Source organism: Wandonia sp. (assembly GCF_984588085.1).
This window is the reverse complement of the sequence record NZ_CFIGVI010000003.1, coordinates 19207-44596: the sequence shown is the minus strand read 5'-3', so window position 1 is coordinate 44596 and position 25390 is coordinate 19207. Positions and strand designations below refer to the sequence as shown.

Genomic DNA, 25390 nt, shown 5'->3' with positions numbered 1-25390 from the left:
TATTTATTCACCTTCTGTATCATTCAGAAGATCGGGTCTACGCTCTTTTGTTCTTTTTAAAGCCTGTTCATGTCGCCAGGTATCTATCTTATTAAAATCACCGGACAGTAAAACATCCGGAACTTTCCACCCTTTGAAATCAGCAGGTCGTGTATAAACAGGAGGGGATAAGAGGTTGTCCTGAAAACTATCCGAGAGTGCTGACGTCTCATCATTTAGTACTCCGGGTAACAACCTAACAATACTATCCGTCAAGACTGCAGCAGCTAATTCTCCTCCGGAAAGAACATAGGAACCAATAGAAATTTCTCGTGTAATATAATGTTCACGGATACGCTCATCAATCCCTTTATAATGTCCACAAAGAATCAAAAGGTTTTCTTTCAATGAAAACTCATTAGAAATGGATTGCTCCAATACCTCACCATCCGGAGTCATATAAATGATTTCGTCGTATTCTCTCTGCTGCTTAAGATCATCAATACAATTAGCGATAGGCTCACAGGACATTACCATACCGGCTCCACCTCCATATTGATAATCATCTACATTCTTGTGTTTGGAAGTAGAATAGTCGCGGAGGTTATGGATGTGGATTTCAGCCAATCCTTTTTCCTGTGCCCGCTTCATAATCGAGTCACTAAAAGGACCTTCCAGCAATTTCGGTAAAATCGTTATGATATCTATTCTCATGACAACTTATGAGCAAAATCGATGATCTGTTGGGCAAGCTGATTCGCTTTCTCCAGTGTTTCACTTTCTGAATATACACGGATAATCGGTTCTGTATTGGATTTACGAAGGTGAACCCACTCGTTACCGATGTATATTTTCACTCCGTCTCGTGTATCAATTTCGTATGCACTGTATGCTTCTTTTAGTTCTTCTAGTAAAGCATCAACATCCGTATCCGGAGTTAACTGAATTTTATTTTTAGAGATAACATAATTAGGAAACTCAGCTCTCAATTCTGAACAGGATTTTCCGCTTTTTGCAAGAGAAGAGAGAAATAAGGCGATTCCTACCAAAGCATCTCTTCCGTAATGTGATGCAGGGTAAATAATACCTCCGTTACCTTCACCTCCGATAACTGCATTTTGTTGCTTCATCATTTCCACAACATTTACCTCTCCGACAGCAGAAGCAAAATAACTTCCTTTTCTGTTTTCGGTTATATCGCGCAGTGCACGGGTAGAAGAGAGGTTTGATACTGTATTTCCGGGCGTGTTTTGTAATACATAATCCGAAACAGCTACCAGTGTGTACTCTTCACCAAACATTGAACCATCTTCACTGATAATCGCCAGACGATCAACGTCCGGGTCAACGACAAACCCAACATCTGCTTTAGTTGCTTTTACTTTTTCTGAAATCTCTGTCAGGTTTTCAGGTAAAGGCTCCGGGTTATGTGGGAAATGTCCGTTTGGTTCGCAATACAACTCAATAACTTCGGCTACCCCCAATGCTTTTAGTAAGGCTGGAATAAATATACCTCCTGTTGAATTAACCGCATCAACAGCTACTTTGAAGCCTGCATTTTGGATTGCCTGAACATCAACAAGGTCAAGTTTCAGTATCTCCTCAATGTGTTTATCAATGTAAGAATCATCGTAAGAGACAGTACCCAGATTATCGACTTCCGAAAATGAAAAATCCTCACTTTCCGCAATCTGAAGAATATCCTGACCATCCAGACCTGAAATAAATTCACCTTTAGCGTTCAGTAATTTTAAGGCATTCCACTGTTTCGGGTTATGAGATGCAGTCAGAATAATTCCTCCCTGCGCATTCTCCAATGGAACAGCTATTTCAACTGTCGGAGTTGTTGAAAGTCCAAGATCTACAACATCTATTCCTAATCCTACCAATGTAGAGGACACTAAATCAGATATCATCTTTCCGGATAACCTTGCATCCCTACCGATAACAACCTTACAAGGTTTCCCGTTTAAGGATCTTTTTAACCATGTACCGTAGGCTGCTGCAAATTTAACAGTATCAAGAGGAGTTAGATTATTTCCTGTTTTTCCTCCGATTGTTCCCCGAATTCCTGATATTGATTTAATTAATGTCATAGCTTCTTTTTTAGAAAGTACGACCCAAATGGATCATTTTCATACATGCAACTGCACACTCAACTCCTTTGTTTCCATGTTTTCCACCCGAACGGTCAATTGCTTGTTGCATCGTATTATCTGTTAACAAACAATAAACTACCGGTTTGTTATACTTCAGACCGACATTCATCAGACCATCCGTTGCTCCGGAACATACAAAATCAAAATGTTTTGTTTCTCCCTGAATAACAGAACCTATCGCGATTATACCATCAACAAATGTATTTTCAAGCATCATCTGACATCCCATTGGTAGCTCAAAAGCACCGGGCACATATTTTACGATAATATGATCTTCTTTAACACCATTTTCAATCAGAGTATCACGAGCTCCCTTTAACAGATTGAAGGTAATTGTATCGTTCCATTCAGAAACAACAATGCCGACTTTAAAATCGGCACCGTTGGGAACAAAATCCTTATCGTATTCGGATAAATTTTTATATTCTGTCGCCATTATTGTTTGTTTGAAGCACGAGCAATATATTTTTCAATATTATTGGTCTTGTAATAATCAAAATATTCTGATTCAATCTTTTTATACAATTCCTCTGCCTTTTCAAAGTTTTTAAGCTCCAATTCATAAACCAGTGCAGCTTTTTTAAGATACATCGGAGAAGTCATTTCATTTGGATTTTTGTCCGCAGCCTGTGTGTACAACTGAACGGCTTTTTCAAAGTTTCCTAACTCAACGTGACAATCTCCCTGAAGCCCCACAGCCATTGAAGAAGCATAAACATCCTCCAAATCAGTTTTCTCAAGGTAACTTAATGCGGATTCAAACTCTCCCTTGTCCATAAGGATACGTCCTGCAAGGTAATTGGATACTTCTCCACCAACTTTACCGTCATATTTAGCAGCTACAGTTTCAAAACCTTGTAGAGCCAGGTCTAATGAATCACTTTCCAGATAAACAAGATCCTGCCAGTAGGCTGACTTGGATTGTTCAACTGCCGGAGCATATATCATAGTTCTGTATGCCACAATTCCCAGAACAATAACAATAAGTGTACCTACTGCAATTGCGGACATTTTAAAAGTCTTATTAGACTTCACCTTTTCCAGGAATTCGTTCGAGTTTTCTAAATTATCTGTCATTTTCACGTTATTTAGCGTTGCAAAAATAATTTTTTTTTCAATCCGATCACTAAGACTTATCAACAGTTTTACGTTGAATAACTTTTAATTGCTTCTTAACAGGCAAAATTTCTCTTTACGAAACAATTCAATTACATTTGTTTCAGGTAAGAAAAATGGAAATCAGAAAACTTCATATCGTCCAGTTTAAGAACTATCAGGAAGCTGAAATCTCTTTTTTTGAGGGGGTTAATTGTTTTATAGGACCTAATGGAAGCGGTAAAACCAATATACTTGACGCCATTCATTATTTGAGTATGTGTCGTTCTTACCTGAATCCTATTGACAGTCAAAATATTCGGTTTGAACAATCGTTTTTCATGTTGCAATCTATCTGGAATAAAGACGGACAGGAAGTAGACCTGTATTGCGGGGTAAAAAAAGGACAGAAAAAGATTTTCAAGAAGAATAAAGCTGAATATGATAAGTTGGCCGAACATATAGGAAGTTTTCCTGCCGTTATGATTTCCCCTTACGATCGCAACCTGATTTCAGAAGGTAGTGAGGTGAGAAGAAAATGGATGGATGGAATTATCAGCCAGTTTGATCGCCGGTATCTGGAAAACCTCATGCGTTATAACCGGATTTTAGACCAACGAAACGCGTTGCTTAAAAATCAATTGAAGAACGGTTTTTTTGATCGCGAATCATTTGAGGTATGGGATGAACAATTGCTTGAAACAGGACGCTCTATATCTATTAAGCGTCAGGACTTTTTAAAAGAATTTATTCCTATTTTCCAGCTGTTTTATGATGAACTCGGGGCTTCGGGAGAAAGTGTTAATCTAATTTATAAATCACAGCTCATTGAAGGAGATTTCCGGTCACTTTTAGCTGTAAATATGGATCGGGATAAGCACCTCGGTTATACCAGTGTCGGAATTCACAGAGATGATCTTATATTCGAACTGAATGCGTATCCGATTAAGAAATTCGGTTCACAAGGGCAACAAAAATCGTATTTGATCGCCTTGCGTCTTGCTCAATATGAATGGTTAAAAAAACATCTGAATCAGAATCCGTTATTGCTTTTGGATGATATATTCGATAAATTAGATAATAATCGTGTTGAGAAACTGATGCAAATGGTTTCGAATCACAGTTTCGGACAGGTATTAGTAACCGACACAGATGAAGAACGTGTTAAACGAATCTTCGACAGTATACAGGAGCCATTTAGAATGTTTAGGGTTGAATCCGGTAAAATAGAGCAAATTGAGTTACAAGAAGCGTAGTAATGAAACCACTCTTGGTGAGGCAATTGATCGTCTCATCAAGGCCTATCGTCTCGACGATAAAATGTCTGAGATGGATATTCTTTCCGGATGGGAAGAGATGATGGGAAAAGCCGTTGCTATGCGAACTGAAGATTTGTATATCAAAAATCACATTCTACACATTAAACTCAACTCTTCGGTAATGCGCGAAGAGCTTTTGGCCGGAAAACAAATTATTATTCATCGCGTCAATCAAAAGGCAGGTCGACCTTATATTGTTGATGTCTGGTTCAGTTAGATCATCATGAGTTACTTTAAAAATCCGATTGTCCGTATTGAAAACGGTATCTACACCGGAAGCGGTGACAGAGCGTCTCTGTACGACTTGCTTATTCCTGAAAATTTTAATGGAAAGCTGGTTGTGTTTGTGCATGGTTATAAAGGATTTAAAGATTGGGGAGCATGGAATCTCGTTGAATTTACTTTTGTAGATGCCGGATTTGGTTTTGCAAAGATTAATCTTTCCCATAACGGAGGCACAACTGAACAGGCTATTGACTTTCCTGATCTGGAAGCCTTCGGTCGAAATACGTATTCGAAAGAAATTGATGATATACACTATTTTCTGGATCACCTTTCGGAAATGAAGCTGCCGGAACACTCGCTTCATTTGATCGGGCATAGCAGAGGAGGAGGTGATGTTATTATTGCAGCTTCGGAAAGTAAACAAATAACATCCTTTGCAACCTGGGCAGCGATTTCTTCTATCTCCCAAAGAATGCCTGACGGAGAAAAACTAGAAGCATGGAGAAGTAGTGGAGTCAGATTTGAATTAAATTCCAGAACACATCAGGAAATGCCTGTTTTTTTCTCGCTTTATGAGGATTTCATCCAGAACAAAGAACGTTTAGATATCGAAAAGGCCTGTAGTAAGATTCATGTACCTCGCCTAATTATTCATGGATCAGACGACACAGCTGTTTCGATACAAGAAGGAGAACGACTGGCTGAATGGTTAGTTACTCCATTGATCGAGATACCGGGTGCTTCACACACTTTTGGAGCATCACATCCCTGGGAAAGCTTTGTTTTACCGGAAGACTTAAAGACCGTATGCGAGCTCACTCTCCGATTTTTTAATGATCAAATAGTATAAAAACAACTCTTCGTAGCTATGTTGCATCCCCGATTAGTTCTTATCATTGGAATTTGTTGCGTTTCTATTTTTCCGGTTTTAGTGAAACTAGCCCCAGTAAATGAGATCACTTCTGCGTTTTATCGGTTATTCTTTGCAGCGATTTTGTTCTTTGTACTGAGTCTCGGAACGCGAAAATTACGTTATCCGGGAGCACGAAAATTTGTAACAATAGTAGTCTGTGGAATTTTATTTGCTTCCGATATTGCGGTCTGGAACAAATCAATTGAACTTTCGTCAGCTACTCAGGCAAGTTTGTTAACTAACCTGGCTCCGGTATGGGTTGGTATAGGCGCTTATTTTTTCTTGAAAGATAAACCCAAACGCAATTTTTGGATCGGAACTGTCATCTCTCTAGTTGGTATGGTCATTCTTATGGGATGGGAGTATTTTTTTAAACTTCAATTTGACACCGGATTTATACTGGCAATCATTTCAAGTTTAATTTACGCTTTTTATATCATAGCCAGTAAACGAATTCTGAATGAAGTGAATGTGATCAACTTTATGTTCTGGAATATGTTATCGGCATCCGTTTTCCTATTTCTACTCACGATGGTCTTTGATACGGAACTTTCTGGCTTTTCAACTGATACCTGGTGGTATTTGGTGTTACAAGGAGTTGTTTGTCAGTTTATCGGTTGGTTATGTATCAGTTTTGCCTTAAAAAATATGCGGGCCAACCGGGTATCCGTCAGTTTACTTCTATCGGTTGTTTTTACCGCTTTATTTGCCTGGTATATCCTCAGTGAACCCATTACAGCTAACATGATCATCGGAGGAATGATTGTCTTACTTGGGATTGGAGTTACTTTTATAGAAAGAAAGTCAAAATCAATCGTTTAGATGACACTTGTTTAATTGATTCTTTAATTCCTGTATTCGCTCTGACTTACCTCTTTCACGAAGGTTTCTTGCACTGTTTGTATAGTACATATGTTCATTTTCCAGGTAATTCAATTGAAATAGAATCCACTCTCTATCCGTCATCACAGTTCCCTGGTAAGCAAGTTCCAGACGCAGTTTGGCAGCTATCGCATGATAATCCTTTCTCCCCAAATAATCGTGATCCGCATCACACAAAATTTGCTCCATCAACGTTCGGGGTTCTACACTGTGTTTCGTAGCTTCTATGAGTTCTGTTATGCGAATAATCTCGGAAGGAGAGTAACCAAATTCCGGAAGAATCTCTCTTGCCATTTGGATCGCAAAATCTTCGTTATCTGTTGGACGTAATAAATATCCCGAATCGTGAAATAAAACGGCGGTTCTTAATAAAATAAGATCAATACCTTTAACTCCTTCGAGTTCAGCATACAATACAGCTGATTTCTCGACATTAATCGTATGCTTTAAACTGTGGTAGTACAATTCATCCGGTAAACTATCCTTTAGTTTTTGGAGAACGGATTTTCTGGCCAGATCAAAGTCCATCGTTTCCAACCCTAAAATTCTCCTCAAATCCGGATTAGGTGCGTTTCCTCTGCCAAATAAAGAATGTTCATATACGAGATGTGCTATTTCATACAATTCAAAGACCCCTCCTCGTTTAACAATCTCCTTTTCTCCAAGCCGGTTCAGTTTAAAATAAGTTGAAATTTTATCTGCTATCGGGCGGGTAATCGTTATCTGATTCGGTTCGCAACTCTGTTCAGCCCTAGAAGCAATGTTAACCGTATCTCCCCACACATCAAAACTCTTCTTTTTATTCCCAATAATACCACAAACCAAAGGTCCTGCGTGAATTCCTATACGGATTTTCCAGAAGGGGAGTCCGTTTGAATCCGCAGCAAGGTTATCCTGAATAACATAGTTTCGTATCTCAACGGCAGCAAGTGCAGCTCTTATTTCCGGCTCGGGTAAATCTTCATTTACTCCTGCAATAGCCATATAGGCATCTCCAATCGTTTTTATTTTTTCCAGGTGGAAACGATCCATTACACTGTCGAAAAAGGTAAAATACCTGTCAAGCTCTTTTACCAGTTCCATAGGATTTAGTCTTGATGACCGGACGGTAAACTGAACAAAATCGGTAAAAAGAACAACTGCGTTATCCATTCGTTTCGGATAAAACTGACCGTATTCATTGACTTCCTTCAATACATTCTTCGGAAGAATATTCGTCAGTAGTTCCTGAATTCGCTTGTCCTTGAAGTATAAGGTCTTAAAGACAGAGAATTTGGCTTTTATAACGTTCGGATTGAACGGTTTATGAAAACAGTCTACTGCACCTTCCTGCATTCCCCGTACCAATCGGGTAGAGGACATATTATTATCCGAATAGATAATGGTGTAAATATCTTTTGTAGAATCATTTTCCGAAAGGGTTTCCAGAAATTCAAAACCATCCATACGCGGATGATCCATATTCAAAAGAATAATAGCAACAGGAAGTCGTCTTAACATAGCCAGCGCTCCGTAGGGAGAAGGGGCATGAATAAAATTATTGGTGCTATCTCTAAGGATTGCATTTAGTGCTTTAAAGTTCTTTTCACTTTCATCGACAATAAGGATATTAATCGGGTGATTATAGTTCATTTTGTATCAAAAAAGTCTTTTGGTATTCCTACTGCTAACTTAATGAATATCCTTAATAAAGTCAGGAAAAACAGCAAACTTTGTGTTTTGTTCAGTTGAACTGCCATTTCACGAGAAAACCGGAGTTCTTTTGGTAAAACATTGTATTTTCGCAATAAAAATCACATGTTTCCAGCGCTCAATTTACCAAAAGCTGAATTATCGATCTCCAAAAAAGGAGAGAAGTACTACGTTTTTGATACTTGGAGAAAAAAACAACTGTTGCTTACGCCTGAAGAATGGGTTCGGCAACATTTACTTCACTTTCTGGTCACAGAAAAAAAGTATCCTTCAGGTTTGATCGCTTCGGAACAGGGAATTACTGTTAATAAACTATCGAGAAGGTGTGATGCGGTCGTTTACGGGAAAAACGGATCTCCCGTAATGATTATCGAATGTAAAGCTCCCCATATCCCTATTGAAGAAAAGACATTTCAGCAAATAGCACAATACAATTCGAAACTACAAGTGGATTACCTGTTAGTAAGCAACGGTATAACACATGTCATTGCTAAGATTGACAGGGAAAACAACCGGATCAACTATTTAACCGACTTCCCGGAGTTCATTCAACTAGATAGGTGATGATCAGCTCACTTTTTCCGTTTCGTAAATCGCACAAATTTGTTCCAGTGCAAAATCAATTTCCTCCTTTGTGGTATAACGACTGAACGAAAAACGGGCATTAGGTCTGCTCATATCCGCATGGATTCCTTCCAGGACATGACTCCCTTTATTAGATCCGGAAGAGCAGGCACTTCCACCACTACAGGCAACTCCCCGCATATCTAATGTAAAGAGGAGGACACCTGATTTTTCATGAGGAGGGAAACAAACATTTAAAACGGTATAAAGACTTTTTTCCGGTGTTATATCTCCATGAAAACCAACATCAGGTAGTTTGTTTTGTAGCTCACTGATAAAATAGGATTTTAATTCCTGAACATGTTGCTGATGCCCTTCGACATCTTCATATGCCAAATCCATCGCTTTAGCCAATCCAACTATTCCGTATAGATTTTCGGTTCCGCCCCGTAAACCTCTTTCCTGAGCACCACCATGAATAATGGCATGGAAAGGTATCCGTTCATTCACATACAAAAACCCCGCTCCCTTAGGACCGTGAAATTTATGCGCTGCGCACGTTACAAAATCAACATTCAAATCTTTCAGATCAAAAGCGTAGTGCCCCATTGTCTGAACGGTATCTGAATGAAAATAGGCTCCAGATTCGCGGCACATTTCACCAACTCGACGAAGATCCATCAGATTTCCAATCTCATTGTTGGCATGCATTAATGAAACGAGGGTTTTTGGTCCTGCAGCTAATAATTCACTCAGATGCGATACATCCACATGTCCTTTTTCATCCAACCGAACCATAACCAATTCAACATTGCGTTGAGCACAATGATGTTCTACAGTATGTGAAACCGCGTGATGTTCAATAGGAGAGGAGATAATACGTTCAACTTTCAAATCATTAATTGCACATAAAATTGCCATATTATCTGCTTCCGTACCACCGGAAGTAAAAATAATCTCTTTAGGTAAACAGTTCAGATGCTTTGCAATTGTCCTGCGTGATGCTTCGATTAAGCCTTTACTTTTTCTCCCGAAAGTATGTGTAGACGAAGGGTTTCCAAAATCCTCGCGGATACACTCTGCCATTATATCTGCCACCTCGGGAGCCACCGGCGTGGTAGCTGCATTATCTAAATAAACACGCATAACATATTGTTTTTCGGCAGCAAATATAATAAAGTTCGAGGGTGAATATCAATATTCACAGGAGGTTTCACAATAAAAAAATGGAAAAAATGGAAATGCTAAACTAACCGAAAACCTTTTTAAGTAGTTCCGAAACTCTGGCAGCCGGATTTTTACGGATTTCCTTTTCTTCTTTTGCAACCTGAACAAACAACCCGTCAATTGCTTTTTCAGTAACGTATTCCTCCAGATTTGGATTGATCTTACTTACAAATGGTATTTTATTATAGGTAGTGACTAAAGTTGTCCAGTGACGCGTAGCCCCAACTTTATCCAGTGAGGATTTAATGACCGGCTGAAATTTGTCAGATAAAGACACACGGGTAGTCTTATCAAGATAACGTGTAGCCGCATCATCTGATCCCTTCAGAATTCCCATTGCATCCTGTAAAGTCATAGACCGGATAGCGGAAACAAAAATATCCTTTGCACCGTTTGCGGCATCTTCGGCAGCACGGTTCATTGATTCGATTGCATCATCAACCAATTTATCCTGACCAATAGAACGAAGTTTTTCTTCAGCTACTTTTGCTTCTTCGGGAAGAAAAATTTTAATCGAAAGGTCTTTAAAATACCCATCGGGTTTCGAAAGTTGTTCAACTCCTTTTTCAACACCACGGGTTAATGCTTCTTTTAATCCTCTTCCAACTTCTTCTTCCGAAAGCGCACTTGTATTTGAACCTGTAACAGAACTCGCTTTTTCTTCAGCTTGCTTTAATACGCCTTTTAGTGTTTGTCCATTTACTGAGAAAGTAAAGGCAGAAAGAGCCAGTATTGTAACGAATGTATATTTCATAACTTTATATTTTCTATGAAAGTAGCAAAAACCAAGCCAAAAAAGAACGGTTATTTAAAAACAAGATTTCCGTCTCCGGATTTGATCACTTCCAACTCGGAAGGGGTACCGTAACACCAGACATCTCCGGGACCATCAATCGTTACCTTTAACGGAATATTGTCTGCATTACATTGTATAATCCCCTGAGAACTGCTCGTTATTTCCAATGCTCCTGTCACTTTAAGTCCCGAAACGTCCGCATATCCGTTATCATGTACCTGAAAATGTGCGTATCCCACAGTTCCTGTAAATGTATAATCTCCAACCCCCTCCACAACACTGGCGTTACTATAAGTTGTATTGATATGGAGTCGCACTGATCCGGAACCTTTGTTAACAAATAAATTGAAATACTCACCAGTGACCGGAAGTTGGTTAGTTAGACTATCTGACCCTATATATTCAATCCGCTGCAATTTTTTGTAATGAATTTCAACATGTATTTTCGTGTCATAGGATCTAAGAAAATTACACTTGTTTTCATTAGCCAGATGTAGCGTATTCCCAGCATAATAATACCCTAAATGGCGAATAAGGTTTTCACCTCCGGTAACCCGAACAAAATTAGCGGTGTCGGGTACAAGGTTATAGGAGAGATTTTGCCACAAATACATTTCAAAGAAACTTTCCAGAGGGAAATCAACCGTAACATTGTCTCCGGTAGATTTGAAACAGGTTCTGTTCTCTTCCTTTTTACAACTTAAAAGGAAAATCATACAACCTGCTATGAATAGTATCTTTTTCATTTCCGTTTTAACTTGAATTGATAACCGAATCCAAGTTCAAAATAATCCGCTTTCGCCCAATGAGATTTAACAACAGCGTTTAAGTAAAAATTTCGTCCTAATTCTACACGTCCCCCTAATTTGTGAAAGAACCAACCGTTAGGATTGTAAGGGTTGTATGCGTAGATTCCCATTCCCACATAGAAAATGAAACGCTGAACGTGCAGGTCATAAGAAGTAAATACTCCCACCTGAGCTGTTTCCCAAAAACTCTGATCCGAAGGAGAAGATTTAAAATTCCGATTAGCCTCGTTATAGATCAGATCAATTCCCGTCGAAAGACCGGATTTTTCTCCAAAACGCTTACTCATATAAGTATTAACTCCAAAAACAGGAAAAGCTTTCGTCTGATACGCATAGTTTGTATTCATTGAAAAAATTCCATGCAACAAAAGGCTCCATCCCGTTTCAGCCGGTTCAAATTCAGGATCCAAATATTCCGGTTTTTTTAGGTAAATCCCATAGTTCAGAAAAACAGAGGGAATATTCAATCCCAGATTCGGTTTTTTTGTTCCGGAATTCGAATAATGCGTAAAATCTACTCCCAACCCCAGAAAACCATGTTTAAACTTAAACTGAACATCCATTCCCAGAATAACCAACAAGTTCATATAGGTACCTATTGCATTATTCTTCGGGTTTTCCAGTTGGTCAAATTTCTTAGTTAGGTAAGCAAAACCGCCTGCCAATCTTGAATTTAAAGCCCATTTGGGACGACTTACGAATGGTAATTTTACATTTGCGCCGATTCCTATGGCCTGTCCCAGCACATCACGGTTATTATTATAAGTTACAGTTGCCATCAACCCAAAAGTCGGGTACTTGTAGGCTTTGTGCCAGTATCTACTTCCGTTGGTATGAAAATTCAGAATGATCTCGCCTGAATAAAAATGAGAGTTCACCAAATGATTCATATTCGCTCTGTGAGCAATAAGAAACCCGGCTTTCGGACGAATTTCGATACTTTTGCCATAATCACGAAGCTGGGAAAATAATCCCGTAGCAAAGAGTAGAGCACAGCAAGTTAACTTCCATTTCATCACCGCAAAAATAAAAAAGTTCTTGACCTGTCAGAATAAAATATAGCGGAATGTTTGAATAGCCTAGCGGTATCTGTAGTGACCAATAATTTGAAACGAAAACAAACAGTCTTCAAAAACCTGTCCCAAACCTATATTGTGTACGATCAGAAATCGTTGATGATCTGCCGTTTTTTTTGCTGATACAATTCCGATATGCGTCATCCCTCCAGATAATCTCCAGCAAACGATATCTCCGGGCAAGTAATCATCCGCATTATCAGAGATTTTCAGTGTAGTGCCTTTTCGTTCAAAAAACTTCATCAGATTAGGCACTCTTCTGTGATCAATATTCGGGTCTGTTTTGGTTAGCCCCCAAATCTTCGGGTAAAGAGAGAAGTTCGGTTTCATATCTTCGTGTACTAATTTCTGCAAATCAATGCCTAATTTCCGATATGCCCGGATTACTACATCTGTACAAACTCCTTTTCCTTCCGGAACATCCCCGCCCGGATAAGTGATAGAATAGTACGTAGGATCATATACAACCGGAACAAGCGTCAACTGTCCTGCTTTTAGTGCCAACTGCTGATAAAAGCTATCCTGAGCCGAAACGATAACAGAAAAGAACAAAAAGAATAAAACGAGTACTTTTTTCATACACATAGATTTACTTCATAAGTACAAAATTCGTTCCTGAATTTAGGCAGAGAGCGAACGGGTATCAATCCTGTGTACAGGTTTTAGGTACTGTCGTATAAGAGGCCATTTCTCCGGGTGATTCTCTAACAGTATTTTTATTTTCATAGTGCTCTTCTTTACAGCATCCGTAAGAGCAGGCGGTGTAACCTGTAATTGTTCGGCAATATGTTTCCCGTTAACCGGAATCTGCTCCTTTGTCAATTCCATTGCAGCACTTTCATATTTATCAAGTAACGCAATGGTTTTATCATATTTAGAGGAGACAGAAGATCTATCGGGATTTCCAGATGATTCCTCTTTCTCCAGAAATGAAGTAGAAATAGTGATGCTTTGCTTCATAAACTGTGTTACCCGTTCCAGTTCAACAGCACGCATGAGTGTTCTTTTCAGTGTTTGATCCGTCCATTTTTCAGACATCAACTTTTCAGTGGCAGTATCGGACAAATGACAGGAAACTCCCATTTCTACAGCTATTTCATGGATAATTAGAGCTAATTTTTCTCTTTTTTCGGTCTCTATTCCTGCTTTAAGTTCAGTAAGTTCTTTTTGTGTCTGTTCCAGTTCTTTTTGCAGATTCTCTTGACCCGAAGAAAATAATTCCATCAGTTTTCTATCCTGAATCTGGCGTTCGTATTCAGACGAACAAACCGAATAAAGCAATGCTCCGATCTGTTCTTTATCCTCTGTTGTTAGGTTTATGGTGGAATTTCGCATCCGGAAGGGGTTCACATGCTTTGGAAATTCCAACAGATAAATATCTGACTGTTGGTCCTGATTATTCGGAATAAATAAAGCCAGACAAAAATGATCCAATTCACTTTCCAATCCAAGCTGGGTATTCACCTGGCTTGTACCGGAAGAGAAGAAGTCGGCTCGCACCCAGGCATATCTTGATTTTCGATTTCTCAGCTTTATTAAATGAATACCATTCGGAGAATTCACAGATAGAGCAGTAAACGATTCCCCATCAAAAAAGTACAGCTTATTCTCTTTGGTAATTAAAGCCTCCACGCGTGTTAATCCCGGAACCCAATCCTGAAATCGATTCAGAAGAAAGTCTGATGGATGATATGTCAGGGATAACCGCATATATAGAGAATAACTAAATCAAAATTAAGCAAAACTTAATTATAATTCAATTATTAAGCGAACAAAAATTAAGAAGCAAGTAAAAACTTAATCTTATTACCTCGTTATACTCATCTCCTGATCTTTGTACAATCAAGGAAAATAAAAAACAATCACACAATGAACATAGCTGCAAAAAACAATAGTGAGTTAATAGAAATTAAGCAGGAACTAAAAAATCTACTCAAAGAATTAACTGTTGAATTATTACTTGCGCTTCGCACACTTTTTACTTTTTTGAAAGAGTGGTGGAGGAAGTTTATAACTGATTTCTCTATTTCCAATATTCGAAAAGAAGGTTTTCTTACAATTCTTTGTCGAAGATCCGAATCTTTCTTTGGTATTCATTCTTTGCAAAAAGAACCCAACATCCGAAAAATTATAAAAAAGAACGTTAAGCGAAATAGTAAAAAGATCGTTTTATTTCCTCTCTTCTTGTTAATAACTTTATCTAATCACTTGATTAAAGCCCTTAAAAGAGGTAAAAAACAGAAAAAAATGAATAAAAAAGTAAATTATTATTTCAACGGTTAAAAACCTATAAATAAACTATTTAAACAATGTTGTTTATTGTTTTTATTAAGACAACTAGTTTATTAATGTAATTTTTTATAGTAATAATGAAACTTTTCAACATTTAATACAGTAAAAGAATTCGAAATAAATTTTGAGATATGAATTTTATTGAACCTATTATGATTAATAACACATTGAATACAGCCCGGTATAAACTAAAATTGCACCAGGAAAGAGGAGCAAACAGTGAATTGTCAATATTTGAAGTTGCTAATCTGATGGATATTCTCAGGGCATCTGAAAATGACGAGAGCATTCCTAAAACTCCTATATTCTTCGGGTATAGCCTGAATTGATTTTTTCAATCATTTATACCCCATACAGCAGTGACGTAATTTGTAACATCACTGCTTTTCTTATGTATATAGTTCTACTACATAGATCTTTCCGCTACAATTAAGAAATTTTCCTACGCTATAAAATATCTTTATAACAGAGTAGGGGATTCCTGTCTTAAAATCTTTCTGTATTACTATCTTAAGTAATGGATACATTTGTAATCAGCCATTCTGTTTTATAAAGTTATTTTTTTACATTACATTTGTAACATGAGTATACAGAACCGGATACAAATGATTATGCGCATGAACAATCTTAACGCATCTCAGTTTGCCGATAAGATAGGCGTACAAAGAAGTAGTATTTCTCATATTATTAGTGGTAGAAACAAACCTAGTCTTGATTTTCTGCAAAAAACATTGGATAAGTTTCCACGTGTAAACGCAGATTGGTTAATCACAGGTAAAGTTAAACAAGAACAAACTGTTACAAATGTAACCGAAACGCAGCAGCTAAAAGAAGAACCTCTCGCTGAATACAAGAAGACCCCACCCCTTGAACAGTCTAAAAAAGAAGAGACACAAGCCAAAGAAAATACTGCTCAAGTAGAAAAAATAGTATGGTTTTATTCCGACGGAAGCTATCGTATATTTGAGAATAAATAACTTCTGTTACAACAGTTTATTATCAGAAGCTTTCTGTACAGCTTCCAACTTGTTCCTTACCTGTAATTTTTTATAAATGTTCTCAATATGCTTACGAACAGTAAAATAACTGATATTCAAATTAGAAGCAATTCGTTCATAAGTCAGTCCACTCTTGAGTTGATTTAATAATTCCAATTCTCTCGGAGTTAATCCGAAATCTTCTGTAGTTTTCACTCCCTGAAACGGTGTTTTCACCATTTTTAAGGCACGTAATGCAATTCCGGGACTCATTGCTGCTCCACCTAATGTTGTGTCGGTAATCGCCTTGTAAAGCATCTCTCCATTGTCTTCTTTTAAGAGATACCCCGTAGCTCCGGCCATAATTGCATTGAACAGACTTTCGTCATCGTCAAACATAGTAATCATCAGTATTTTTATATGCGGCCATCGTTTCACAATCTCACGAGTAGCCTCAATACCGTTCATTACCGGCATTTGAATATCCATCAGGATAATTTCAATATTGTTATCCTCCTCTAATTTACCCAACAGGTCACTACCGTTGGGTGAAATGTGTTTTATCCTGATCTCTTCATACGGCTTTAAACGCTCCAAAAGAGCCTGTAGAGCCAATTGGTTATCCTCTGCGATTGCTACGCGTATTTTATTCATATTGTTTGCTTTTTAGTGTAAATTTTCCGGCAATTGTAGTTCCTTTCCCTATAATACTATCTATACTCAGTTCACCTCCCAGTTCCCTAATTCGATACTCCATATTCCGCAACCCATTTCCTGTACGTCCCTTCTCTTTATCAAAGCCCTTCCCGTAATCCCTCACCTCAAACTGAACTGTTTCTAAATCACATTGAAAGACAATATCTATTGATGGGGTTTGCGCATACTTTAGCGCATTATTAACAGCTTCCTGAATCAGACGGATAAGGTGTGTCGTTTCTGTTTCATTCAATTCTGCACTTTCATTACCTATCACATCTATAGACACTTGAATGCTACTGTTGTCGGGAGAGAGAAACTCTCTCATACGCAAAGCTATTTCATCCAGCGAAGCATTTTCATTATTCAAAATCCAAACCGTATTACGCAGCTCCTTCATCGTGCGCTTCAACATACTCCGCACATTACTGATCCGCTGATCTCCTGTAAGCGCATCATCATTATTCAGGTTTTCTACACTGGCATTGATAAAAGTGAGATAAGAACCTATATTATCATGCAGTTCCCGCGAAATGCGGAGTCTGTCTTCCTGTATTCTGTTCAGCGCTTCCTGTCTTGCCAGAGTAAGTTCCAGGTTCTTTCTTCTTACCTCTTCCTTTTTACGGTAATAGAATAGAATCGCTGCAATAATAACCAGTATCGTAATCAGGATTACTCCCCATACGACATACTGTAAACGCTGCTTTTCTAATCGGTTTACCTCCAAGTCCTTTTGCTGTTTAAGCACTTCTTTTTCTTTTTCAGCAGTTTCGTACTTCACCAGGGCATCTGTCAACTCAACTTCGCTTTCGATCTCATTTAATTCTCCCTGAAGCTCGCTGAATTTTAATTGATTTTCATACGCTTCTTTAAACTGATTTACTGAAGCAAATGAAAAAGCGATGTAGGAATACACCTCCAGAAGATCTCTTCTTTCATCCGTTTCTTCCGAATATTTCTTTGCTTCTGTCAGGAAGTGAATGGCTTTCTGATACTTTTCCAAATCATTGTACAGATTACCCAATGCCGTCGTAACGACAATTTTCTGTTTTACAGGCAAGAGACTTATTTTTTCATAAGCCTTTAAAAAATAGGGGATAGCCTCCGTATAAAACCCTTGTTTCTTTAACAGGTTCCCTATGTTTATTTCAGGATCAACCTGAGCCGAGGGATTATTACTCTTTATTCCATATTCATAGGCTAGTAAATAATAGTACATAGCACTATCCTGATGGCCAAGGTTCTTGTGAGATAGACCTATATTATTGTAACCAAAAGCTATAGATGTGTAGTCATTCAGTTCCAGTTTAATCTTCTGTGCTTTGCGGTAATATTCAAGTGCCTTTTTTTCATTTCCATAAGCATCTGCCCACATATTACCGATCTGATTCAGAGCCTTTGATTTCGATTTTGGATAACTATCTCCACAATCTTCTATAGATTCAAGTAGTAGTTTAATTGAATTATCTAAATCATCTTTATGATAGTAAAATAAAGCCAGGTTATATTTATTTGTAATTACCGATGCTGTATCGTCTGTACTCGCAAAATAATGAACAATTTTCTCACCGAGATCAATTGCCATATCCATATCTCCCATATCGTCGTAGATACGGGCTATCTGTCCATTGGTAATCCAGTAATTATCCAGATTCCCTATATTTTTAAACGACTCTGCTGCCAATTCGAATCTCGCAATACTACTTTCTCTTTCTCCTTTTCTAAGAAAAGCTTGCCCCATTCGATAATTTACACGAGCTCTTTTCTCAAGACTATCCGAGCTGATTTCGGTGTACGCTTTATTGTAGTAAAACAGGGCTGAATCGTATTCATAATCCCCATAAAAAACATCTGCTTTATCCAGGAATAAAGATTCCTGAGCATTTAATGCACTGAAATAAAAAATAGAAGCTAATAAGCAGGTTACAAGAATATTCTTCATAGTTTACTCTATCAATACGTCTAAATTTAGATGTTTTTGACAAAATTGAAAGGAATTGATAAATAATACAATACGACAATAGTCTTATTTACCATCCACTAAAGAAAATACTATGAAAAAATAACTCCACTGGCTACTAATTCATCCTTGTCATAAAAAGCAGCAAACTGACCGGGAGTAATCCCTCTTTGCAGTTTTTTAAACAGTACATAATACCCTTCCTCTTTTCGTAGTAAAACTCCTTCTTGAAGAGCTTGTCTGTATCGTATACGAACTTTAAAATCAAAGACATTACCCATCTCTAATTGAAGTGAAGGTTTAATAATATGAAAATCTTCTTCTTTGATAAATAGTGCCCACCTGTTTAGCCCAGGATGATCATCTCCCTGACCGGAGAAAACAATATTATTTCGTGTATCGGTAGCTAAAACAAAAGAGGGAAGGGGGCGACCTCCGATATGCAGACCTTTTCGTTGTCCTATGGTATAAAAATGAGCTCCCTGATGTTCAGCCACTTTAACACCTTGTTCTTTTGAGAAAACAAATGGCTTACTCAACTCCTCTACCTGCTCAAGAACAGGTGAAATAGAATGATAACGAATTAATTGAGGTAAGTCGGCAGGAACTTCAATAACTTCTCCCGTTTTCACCTTCAATTGTTGTTGCAAAAACTCGGGAAGTGATATTTTCCCGACAAAACAAAGTCCTTGCGAATCTTTTTTCTCTGCAGTAATCAACCCCGCATCCTTTGCTATTTTTCGAACCTCTGATTTTTGTAGATCTCCTACCGGAAAAAGAGCTTTTGAAAGCTGATCCTGACTTAACTGACACAAAAAGTAGCTCTGATCCTTTCCGGAGTCTAATCCGGACAACAAACCAAACGTTCCGTCTTCATGTTCAATTCTTCGGCAATAATGACCTGTGGCTACGTAATCAGCCCCCAGATCCATCGCTGCTTTTAGAAACACATCAAACTTTATTTCCCTGTTGCACAACACATCGGGGTTTGGCGTCCGACCTGACTCGTACTCAGCAAACATATAATCAACAATCCTTTCCTTGTACTCTTTACTCAAATCAATAACCTGAAAGGGGATACCTAAGTGCTGAGCTACCAGAAGTGCATCGTTCGAATCATCAATCCATGGACAGTCATCTGAAAGGGTAACTGACTCGTCATGCCAGTTTCTCATAAACATTCCAATTACTTCATACCCCTGTTCTAATAAAAGGTAAGCAGCAACACTTGAATCCACACCTCCTGACAACCCTACAACAACTCTTTTTTTCATAATCAAGTGCAAAATTAATCAAAAATGAAGTGTTATGATAAGTTTACTAAAATCACAGGTATCTAATAACAGAAGGCTTATAAATCAATTGTCAATTTAATTACATTTGTAACTGAATTAATCTTTTAAGAATAAAATAGTTATACGTAAATGTAACATATGTAACAATGGTTATTTGTCACTTTTGAGCTTTAAGTCACATTTGTAACATATACTTTTATCTTCGATTAACTATAATTAACAAATCAAATTGGTGCATTTTGTATCTTTGACGCATGAGAAAATGGACAATACTACTCGTAACAGCACTATTCAGCTCTTTTCTTATCCAGGCACAGAATTGTCCGGAGGTAACCGTATCGGGGCGGGTGGTTGATTCTTTACAACTTCCTGCCTTTTATAATTTGATGATTATTAATAAATCATCAGGAAAAGGATATTTCGGACGCCCTGACGGGTCATTCACTTTTGCTGCTAATAATGGTGATTCAATTGTATTATCTATAACGGGTTATAAAAGCGTGGGATTTGTGGTAAACGACAACCAGTATTGTACTATGCGTATTACCAAAACGATTGCTCAGTTATCCTATCAGTCTTCGGATGTAGTTGTAAAACCTATAAAAACACTGGATCAACTCAAAGAGGAACGTGAACGACTAGCTTTTAAGGAGACGCGTTCCATTACAGGAATAAATGTAATTCAAAGTCCGATTACAGCTCTTTATGAACGCTTCAGTAAAAAAGAACGATCCAAGAGACTTGTTGCTGAAATGGAGCATCAGGACAATATTAATCTAGTATTGCGTGAATTACTTCGTAATTATATTTCGTATGACATTATTGATTTAGATGAAGAAGAGTTTGTAGAATTTATCCAATTCCTTAATATTTCTGAAGAATTCCTGAAAACAGCATCTGATTATGACCTGATCCTGTTTATTAAAGATAAATTAGAACATTACAAATCCATCAACAACTTGGTCCCCAAGCATACGGAAGAAGAATATATTTATGAGGAAAAGTAACCTGTGATCAGGAAAGTTTGGGGTTGTTTTTATGCCTAGTATGATCTCTGCCTGTTTTCTTTTCCAGGTTTTTGCGCATTGCACTTTCTAAATCGACTCCTGTTTGATTAGCAAGACAAATCAGTACAAAAAGAACGTCGGCCAGTTCGTCACCCAAATCTTTGTTTTTGTCACTTTCCTTTTCACTTTGTTCTCCATAGCGGCGCGACATAATGCGCGCAACTTCTCCCACTTCCTCCATAAGAACTGCTGTATTGGTCAATTCGTCAAAATAGCGAACACCATACTCCTTTATCCAATCATCAACAATTTTCTGTGCTTCCTGAAGTGTCATAGTTATTTAACATCGTGTATTTCCAGATCAAAAATCAATATGGAGTGGGCCGGTATTTCACTTTTTTCCTGTTGACCATATCCTAAATCAGGAGGGATAAATAATTGTGCTTTTGTACCAACATGCATATACAACATGGCTTCACGCCAACCTGTAACCAATCGTTTCAAATCCAAATCTACAGGATTTCCCAATTGACTGTCAAAAGGTCTGCCATTTGTGAGATACCCTTTATAGTTTACTGAGATGATAGCGTCATAAGGAATTTCGGGACCATCTCCCTCTTCAATAATACGATAGTACAAACCGGACTCTGTCCGTACCGCATCTTCAATTTCTTTTTCCTTCAGGTATTTTTGAATTTCCTGATCAAACAAAGCCAGTTCTTCCTCCGAATACCCCGAGCAAGCCGTAAGTATCGATAGTGTTATTAATGGTAAAAGTCTAAAAAGTCCCTTCATTTAAAACAAAATTGGTTGTACGGTATATCCTTTCTTTCTCAGTAATTCGATAACTCCGTTTTCTCCGGCCAAATGGGCAGCTCCCACTGCAATAAACGCATTCTTTTCAGAGATAATTTCTTCAATTTCAGGAATCCATGCCTTATTTCTATTCGTTAACAGGATATCCTCAAAATCTAACAACTCCTGAGAAGTTTCTTTCATAAAAACAGCCAGACTATCCAAATTACCCGCCCGGTATATTTTTTGTAACTTCTCCGTTTCTTCCTCCATTTTATCTTTTTCCTCAAAATACTGGGCTATCATTGAACCCATACCGCTCTGAGGAATTTGGTCAAAGAATCCCAACTGTTGCTCTACTGTCTCCAGTCCGATGATCTCCGTTTCGTTTTCCTTCGCAAGATTCGTGAACGAAAGCTCAAAAGACTCTGTTTCTCCGGAGAATTGTTTTGAAGTCACTAATTGCAATATGATAAAAGGTTTCATTCTTCCAAAAGCAAGATCAAAGGCTTCTTTATTCATATTCATTTCACTTTCCATGAAATCATAAACAAGCTCCATTTGTTCTACAGTGAAATAATCGTTGATAGACTCTCCTTCGGGCAATAGCATCAGACTCATTGCCGAAGCGTAATCGGGTAGAGCTCCCAATTCCATAACAAGAACATCTGATTTTTTCACCAAATTCTGAAGTTTCTCCGGAAAATAAAAGTATTCTTTATTGATCAGATGCATCGTACCATACAGATAAGCATCTGTGGTCATTCCTTCTTTTTCAATTTTCCACAAAAGGGAACTTTCCGGTGTTGATTCCGCTTGTTTTTCTACTCCACAGGAAAACAAAAAGGGGAGTAACATAGCTAATACAACTGGTAATTTATTCATCGTTTATTTTTTGGTCAGTTCGACAAGATAATGATAATCTTTATCATAGAGCAGCTCCACCGAAAAGCCTACTTTTTCAGCACAATCACTCAAGGTGTGGAAATCAACATATAACCATTTAAACCAATCTCCTTCCGTATTTTTATACTGCATCTGAAAATCGTACTCACCATAATATTCAGTGTTCAGATTTACCCAATATCCCCCTTCATCATCTTCGTAGAGATACCGCAAATCACTGGAGTCACAAAGTACTTTTCCCGTTGGAGTAGTCAGTTCAAAAGCTTTTCGTAATGTAAGCTCAAGATTTTTCAATTCTCCTCCTATACCGATTCCGTTCATAAGAAAAAGAAGGGTATCATATTGCTCCCCCTTCAGATCAAAAAAATCAATACATCGACTGTTTAATTCCTGAGTAATGTGGTATTCAACAGCTCCTTTGGACAGTTCGATTAAGGAAACATCCAAACCTTGTTGATTTAACCATTTCGCATGACATCCCGCACCGGCTCCCACATCAAGAATCTTTCCCGAACAACGCTTCAGAGCTATTTGTTCCAGGTCAGGCATTTCTTCAAAACCCCGGAAGAGCAATTCTACTTCCATACTGTCATCCTCGCAAAGTTCTGAACGAACAATAATATCAGGTGTCGGGTTACCTTTCACATAGTCGTGAATCGCGTGTCCGAAAGGATCTTTCTCAAACATGATTAATTCTAGTAGTCGTATTCGTCGTAACTCTCAAAGCCTTCTGAAAAGTCTTCGTCATCATATGCATCTATGTCGTCAAACATATCTTCGTCTTCTTCACTGAAATCAGATTCCATCAAAAAGTCTTCACTTTTGGAATTTTCATCGGGAGCTTTACCAATAGATAAGGCCACATAAGGACTGATAACCGCTTCGTCTGTTTCCTGTTGCAGCTCAATAAGAAAAATCCACATTTTCAGGAAATCGTGAACAAGTATAATTTTCTGGTCTGCCTCTTCTACCATCGCATCTAAAGAGGTTTGATTCATAAGAATAGTTTCACTCTCTTCCTCACCAAAAGACATATCCATCAGGGTAATTTCTTCCCCTTTGTCCCAGTCCTCATTACTCATGTAGAATGAGGCCATTTCTTCATTTTTAAATCCAAAAGCATCCAGAATGGTTCGATACAAGTGTTCGAAGTTATCGGTTTTAGCAATAACAATGTCCCGGAAGATTTCTTCTTCTTTCTCACTGTCTAATAAAACTCTGAATTTATATGCGCTCATTTTTTGATAAAAAGTGCTACGAAAGTAGCAAGAATAATTTAATTCTCTTATTTTGATACACTTCCCTGAAATTCAAGCCCTAATTCCTCACCTTTCACCAGCATATATGCATATGCCGGCTCATATTCATTCGGAATTTCACCTTCCAGAATAGCCTCTTTAATAGCTGCTTTTATCGTCCCGATTTCAGAACAGGGACCAATACCAAATGTTTTCATAATTATATCTCCTGAAACAGGTGGCTGGAAATTCCGAATACGATCTTTCTCTTCTACAGCCCGCAGCTTTTCCTTAACAATCGCGAAGTTCTTTTTGTAGCGTTTTACTTTAAACTCATTCTTAGAAGTAATATCCGCGTTACAAAGTGTCATAAGATCATCTACATCATCTCCGGCTTCAAACAATAACCGACGAACCGCCGAATCCGTTACATTTCCTTTGACAAGAGAAATAGGTCGCAGATGCAGACGAACCAATTTTTGAACATACTTCATTTTATGATCCAACGGCAATTTCAACCGGGAAAAAATCCTTGGAACCCATCTTGCTCCAAGGTCTTCATGTCCATGAAAAGTCCATCCGGACTGTTCATCGAAACGCTTGGTTGGTGGTTTGGCAATATCGTGCATGATTGCCGCCCATCTGAGCCAAAGATTATCTGTGTTTTCAGAGATATTATCCAACACTTCTAGTGTGTGGTAAAAATTATCTTTATGCGAATGTCCGTTGATGGTTTCGACTCCCTGGAGAGCTGTCATTTCAGGAAAAAACCGATGCAACAGCCCTGTTGAGAACAATAATTGAAATCCACGGGATGGAACAGGACAAAGGATGATCTTGTTCAACTCATCCATAATACGCTCTTTCGAAATAATATCCAGTCTTTCGGCGTTCTCTTTAATCGCTTTCAGACTTACAGTCTCTATTTTAAAATCTAACTGTGTTGCAAACCGAATTGCACGCATCATCCGAAGGGGATCATCGGAATAAGTGATTCCCGGATCTAAAGGAGTCCGAATAATTCCTTTATCAAGATCTTCAATTCCCCCAAAGGGGTCTATTAATTCCCCGAAATGATCAGGATGAAGGTTAATTGCCATTGCATTAATGGTAAAATCTCTCCGATTCTGATCATCTTCCAATGTTCCGTCTTCTACAATCGGTTTTCTGGAATCCCGCTGATACGATTCTTTACGGGCTCCTACAAATTCGACATCCAGATCTTTGTACATGAACTGAGCCGTACCAAAATTTTTAAAGTAGTTGACTTTTTTAACCCGGAGTTTTTCTCCGGCCATTCTAGCCAGTTCAAGTCCGTTTCCGACAACAACAATATCAATATCCTTTGACGGACGATCTAAAAGAAGATCACGTACATATCCGCCGATTACATAACAGGATAAATGCTGTTCTCCCGCTATTTGCGAAACCACCTTAAATACAGGGTGTTTTAGGTATGGTGAAAAATTTTTTTCCATAAATGGGGTG

At 38.1% G+C, this 25390-nt stretch carries 29 protein-coding genes; 9 read left to right on the top strand and 20 right to left on the bottom strand.

Features of this window, described 5'->3' with window-relative positions; genetic code table 11:
* Window positions 1–3: 3 nt before the first annotated feature.
* Genes trmD through AC4PL9_RS02070 form a run of 4 tightly spaced genes read right to left on the bottom strand, consistent with a single transcriptional unit; the run spans window position 4 to window position 3215 of the window.
* Window positions 4–693: a tRNA (guanosine(37)-N1)-methyltransferase TrmD gene (gene trmD, locus AC4PL9_RS02085; RefSeq protein ID WP_491603131.1), complete on the bottom strand. Its 690-nt coding sequence runs from the start codon at window positions 691–693 to the stop codon at window positions 4–6.
* A complete protein-coding gene (gene glmM, locus AC4PL9_RS02080) occupies window positions 690–2075 on the bottom strand; it encodes a phosphoglucosamine mutase (protein WP_491603130.1) in 1386 nt (461 codons plus the stop codon). Before glmM ends, trmD begins: the two co-directional genes overlap by 4 nt.
* A 10-nt stretch (window positions 2076–2085) precedes the next feature.
* Window positions 2086–2574: a 6,7-dimethyl-8-ribityllumazine synthase gene (gene ribH / locus AC4PL9_RS02075; protein ID WP_343787037.1), complete on the bottom strand. Its 489-nt coding sequence runs from the start codon at window positions 2572–2574 to the stop codon at window positions 2086–2088.
* The gene (locus AC4PL9_RS02070; RefSeq protein ID WP_491603129.1) at window positions 2574–3215 is read right to left on the bottom strand and encodes a tetratricopeptide repeat protein; all 642 of its coding nucleotides are present in this window, start codon (window positions 3213–3215) and stop codon (window positions 2574–2576) included. The genes ribH and AC4PL9_RS02070 overlap by 1 nt, the downstream gene beginning before the upstream one ends.
* A gap of 155 nt (window positions 3216–3370) precedes the next feature.
* On the opposite strand from AC4PL9_RS02070, the gene recF reads away from it, so the two are divergent.
* Genes recF through AC4PL9_RS02050 form a run of 4 tightly spaced genes read left to right on the top strand, consistent with a single transcriptional unit; the run spans window position 3371 to window position 6512 of the window.
* Window positions 3371–4489, top strand: a complete 1119-nt coding sequence (gene recF, locus AC4PL9_RS02065) for a DNA replication/repair protein RecF (RefSeq protein WP_491603128.1) — start codon at window positions 3371–3373, stop codon at window positions 4487–4489.
* The gene (locus AC4PL9_RS02060) at window positions 4470–4769 is read left to right on the top strand and encodes a DciA family protein (protein ID WP_491603127.1); all 300 of its coding nucleotides are present in this window, start codon (window positions 4470–4472) and stop codon (window positions 4767–4769) included. Before recF ends, AC4PL9_RS02060 begins: the two co-directional genes overlap by 20 nt.
* Before the next feature lie 6 nt (window positions 4770–4775).
* On the top strand, window positions 4776–5627 hold the full coding sequence (locus tag AC4PL9_RS02055) for an alpha/beta hydrolase family protein (protein ID WP_491603126.1): 852 nt from the start codon (window positions 4776–4778) through the stop codon (window positions 5625–5627).
* Between the two features lie 18 nt (window positions 5628–5645).
* The gene (locus tag AC4PL9_RS02050; RefSeq protein ID WP_491603125.1) at window positions 5646–6512 is read left to right on the top strand and encodes a DMT family transporter; all 867 of its coding nucleotides are present in this window, start codon (window positions 5646–5648) and stop codon (window positions 6510–6512) included.
* On the opposite strand, the gene AC4PL9_RS02045 is transcribed toward AC4PL9_RS02050, so the two are convergent.
* The gene (locus tag AC4PL9_RS02045; RefSeq protein WP_491603124.1) at window positions 6501–8204 is read right to left on the bottom strand and encodes an adenylate/guanylate cyclase domain-containing protein; all 1704 of its coding nucleotides are present in this window, start codon (window positions 8202–8204) and stop codon (window positions 6501–6503) included. The two genes, AC4PL9_RS02050 and AC4PL9_RS02045, sit on opposite strands and share 12 nt — an antisense overlap.
* 165 nt (window positions 8205–8369) lie before the next feature.
* Between AC4PL9_RS02045 and AC4PL9_RS02040 the strand changes: the two genes are divergently transcribed.
* Window positions 8370–8828: a type I restriction enzyme HsdR N-terminal domain-containing protein gene (locus AC4PL9_RS02040; protein ID WP_491603123.1), complete on the top strand. Its 459-nt coding sequence runs from the start codon at window positions 8370–8372 to the stop codon at window positions 8826–8828.
* Window positions 8829–8831: 3 nt separating this feature from the next.
* On the opposite strand, the gene AC4PL9_RS02035 is transcribed toward AC4PL9_RS02040, so the two are convergent.
* From AC4PL9_RS02035 to AC4PL9_RS02010, 6 genes are all read right to left on the bottom strand, one after another.
* Window positions 8832–9974, bottom strand: coding sequence for a cysteine desulfurase family protein (locus AC4PL9_RS02035; RefSeq protein WP_491603122.1), 1143 nt, complete (start codon window positions 9972–9974; stop codon window positions 8832–8834).
* 103 nt (window positions 9975–10077) lie between these two features.
* Window positions 10078–10809, bottom strand: coding sequence for a DUF4197 domain-containing protein (locus AC4PL9_RS02030; protein WP_491603121.1), 732 nt, complete (start codon window positions 10807–10809; stop codon window positions 10078–10080).
* A gap of 50 nt (window positions 10810–10859) precedes the next feature.
* Window positions 10860–11597 (bottom strand): GIN domain-containing protein, encoded by a 738-nt coding sequence (locus AC4PL9_RS02025; RefSeq protein ID WP_491603120.1) that lies wholly within the window; start codon window positions 11595–11597, stop codon window positions 10860–10862.
* A complete protein-coding gene (locus AC4PL9_RS02020) occupies window positions 11594–12676 on the bottom strand; it encodes an acyloxyacyl hydrolase (RefSeq protein ID WP_491603119.1) in 1083 nt (360 codons plus the stop codon). The genes AC4PL9_RS02025 and AC4PL9_RS02020 overlap by 4 nt, the downstream gene beginning before the upstream one ends.
* A 63-nt stretch (window positions 12677–12739) precedes the next feature.
* The gene (locus tag AC4PL9_RS02015; RefSeq protein ID WP_491603118.1) at window positions 12740–13315 is read right to left on the bottom strand and encodes a DUF1287 domain-containing protein; all 576 of its coding nucleotides are present in this window, start codon (window positions 13313–13315) and stop codon (window positions 12740–12742) included.
* A gap of 42 nt (window positions 13316–13357) precedes the next feature.
* Window positions 13358–14446, bottom strand: a complete 1089-nt coding sequence (locus AC4PL9_RS02010; protein ID WP_491603117.1) for a hypothetical protein — start codon at window positions 14444–14446, stop codon at window positions 13358–13360.
* Between the two features lie 159 nt (window positions 14447–14605).
* Here AC4PL9_RS02010 and AC4PL9_RS02005 point away from each other — a divergent pair, with 159 nt between their 5' ends.
* From AC4PL9_RS02005 to AC4PL9_RS01995, 3 genes are all read left to right on the top strand, one after another.
* Complete coding sequence (locus AC4PL9_RS02005; protein WP_491603116.1) at window positions 14606–15019, top strand: hypothetical protein; 414 nt, start codon at window positions 14606–14608, stop codon at window positions 15017–15019.
* A gap of 140 nt (window positions 15020–15159) precedes the next feature.
* Window positions 15160–15357: a hypothetical protein gene (locus AC4PL9_RS02000; protein ID WP_491603115.1), complete on the top strand. Its 198-nt coding sequence runs from the start codon at window positions 15160–15162 to the stop codon at window positions 15355–15357.
* Between the two features lie 288 nt (window positions 15358–15645).
* Window positions 15646–16005 (top strand): helix-turn-helix domain-containing protein, encoded by a 360-nt coding sequence (locus AC4PL9_RS01995; protein ID WP_491603114.1) that lies wholly within the window; start codon window positions 15646–15648, stop codon window positions 16003–16005.
* 6 nt (window positions 16006–16011) lie between these two features.
* Here the strand turns inward: AC4PL9_RS01995 and AC4PL9_RS01990 are convergent, their stop codons facing one another.
* From AC4PL9_RS01990 to mnmA, 3 genes are all read right to left on the bottom strand, one after another.
* Window positions 16012–16659, bottom strand: a complete 648-nt coding sequence (locus AC4PL9_RS01990; RefSeq protein WP_491603113.1) for a response regulator — start codon at window positions 16657–16659, stop codon at window positions 16012–16014.
* Entirely contained in the window at window positions 16652–18643 is a 1992-nt protein-coding gene (locus AC4PL9_RS01985) for a tetratricopeptide repeat-containing sensor histidine kinase (protein WP_491603112.1), read from the bottom strand. Before AC4PL9_RS01985 ends, AC4PL9_RS01990 begins: the two co-directional genes overlap by 8 nt.
* A gap of 110 nt (window positions 18644–18753) precedes the next feature.
* Window positions 18754–19935: a tRNA 2-thiouridine(34) synthase MnmA gene (mnmA, locus tag AC4PL9_RS01980; protein ID WP_491603111.1), complete on the bottom strand. Its 1182-nt coding sequence runs from the start codon at window positions 19933–19935 to the stop codon at window positions 18754–18756.
* A gap of 275 nt (window positions 19936–20210) precedes the next feature.
* Between mnmA and AC4PL9_RS01975 the strand changes: the two genes are divergently transcribed.
* Window positions 20211–20963 (top strand): hypothetical protein, encoded by a 753-nt coding sequence (locus AC4PL9_RS01975; RefSeq protein WP_491603110.1) that lies wholly within the window; start codon window positions 20211–20213, stop codon window positions 20961–20963.
* Between the two features lie 7 nt (window positions 20964–20970).
* On the opposite strand, the gene AC4PL9_RS01970 is transcribed toward AC4PL9_RS01975, so the two are convergent.
* Genes AC4PL9_RS01970 through AC4PL9_RS01945 form a run of 6 tightly spaced genes read right to left on the bottom strand, consistent with a single transcriptional unit; the run spans window position 20971 to window position 25380 of the window.
* Window positions 20971–21297 (bottom strand): nucleotide pyrophosphohydrolase, encoded by a 327-nt coding sequence (locus tag AC4PL9_RS01970; RefSeq protein ID WP_491603109.1) that lies wholly within the window; start codon window positions 21295–21297, stop codon window positions 20971–20973.
* Between the two features lie 2 nt (window positions 21298–21299).
* Window positions 21300–21758: an FKBP-type peptidyl-prolyl cis-trans isomerase gene (locus AC4PL9_RS01965; RefSeq protein WP_491603108.1), complete on the bottom strand. Its 459-nt coding sequence runs from the start codon at window positions 21756–21758 to the stop codon at window positions 21300–21302.
* Window positions 21759–22643 (bottom strand): TraB/GumN family protein, encoded by an 885-nt coding sequence (locus tag AC4PL9_RS01960; protein WP_491603107.1) that lies wholly within the window; start codon window positions 22641–22643, stop codon window positions 21759–21761.
* A 3-nt stretch (window positions 22644–22646) separates the two neighbouring features.
* Window positions 22647–23351 (bottom strand): class I SAM-dependent methyltransferase, encoded by a 705-nt coding sequence (locus AC4PL9_RS01955; RefSeq protein ID WP_491603106.1) that lies wholly within the window; start codon window positions 23349–23351, stop codon window positions 22647–22649.
* Window positions 23352–23359: 8 nt separating this feature from the next.
* Window positions 23360–23902, bottom strand: a complete 543-nt coding sequence (locus AC4PL9_RS01950; protein WP_491603105.1) for an IS1096 element passenger TnpR family protein — start codon at window positions 23900–23902, stop codon at window positions 23360–23362.
* 47 nt (window positions 23903–23949) lie between these two features.
* Window positions 23950–25380 (bottom strand): CCA tRNA nucleotidyltransferase, encoded by a 1431-nt coding sequence (locus AC4PL9_RS01945; protein ID WP_491603104.1) that lies wholly within the window; start codon window positions 25378–25380, stop codon window positions 23950–23952.
* Window positions 25381–25390 lie beyond the last annotated feature (10 nt).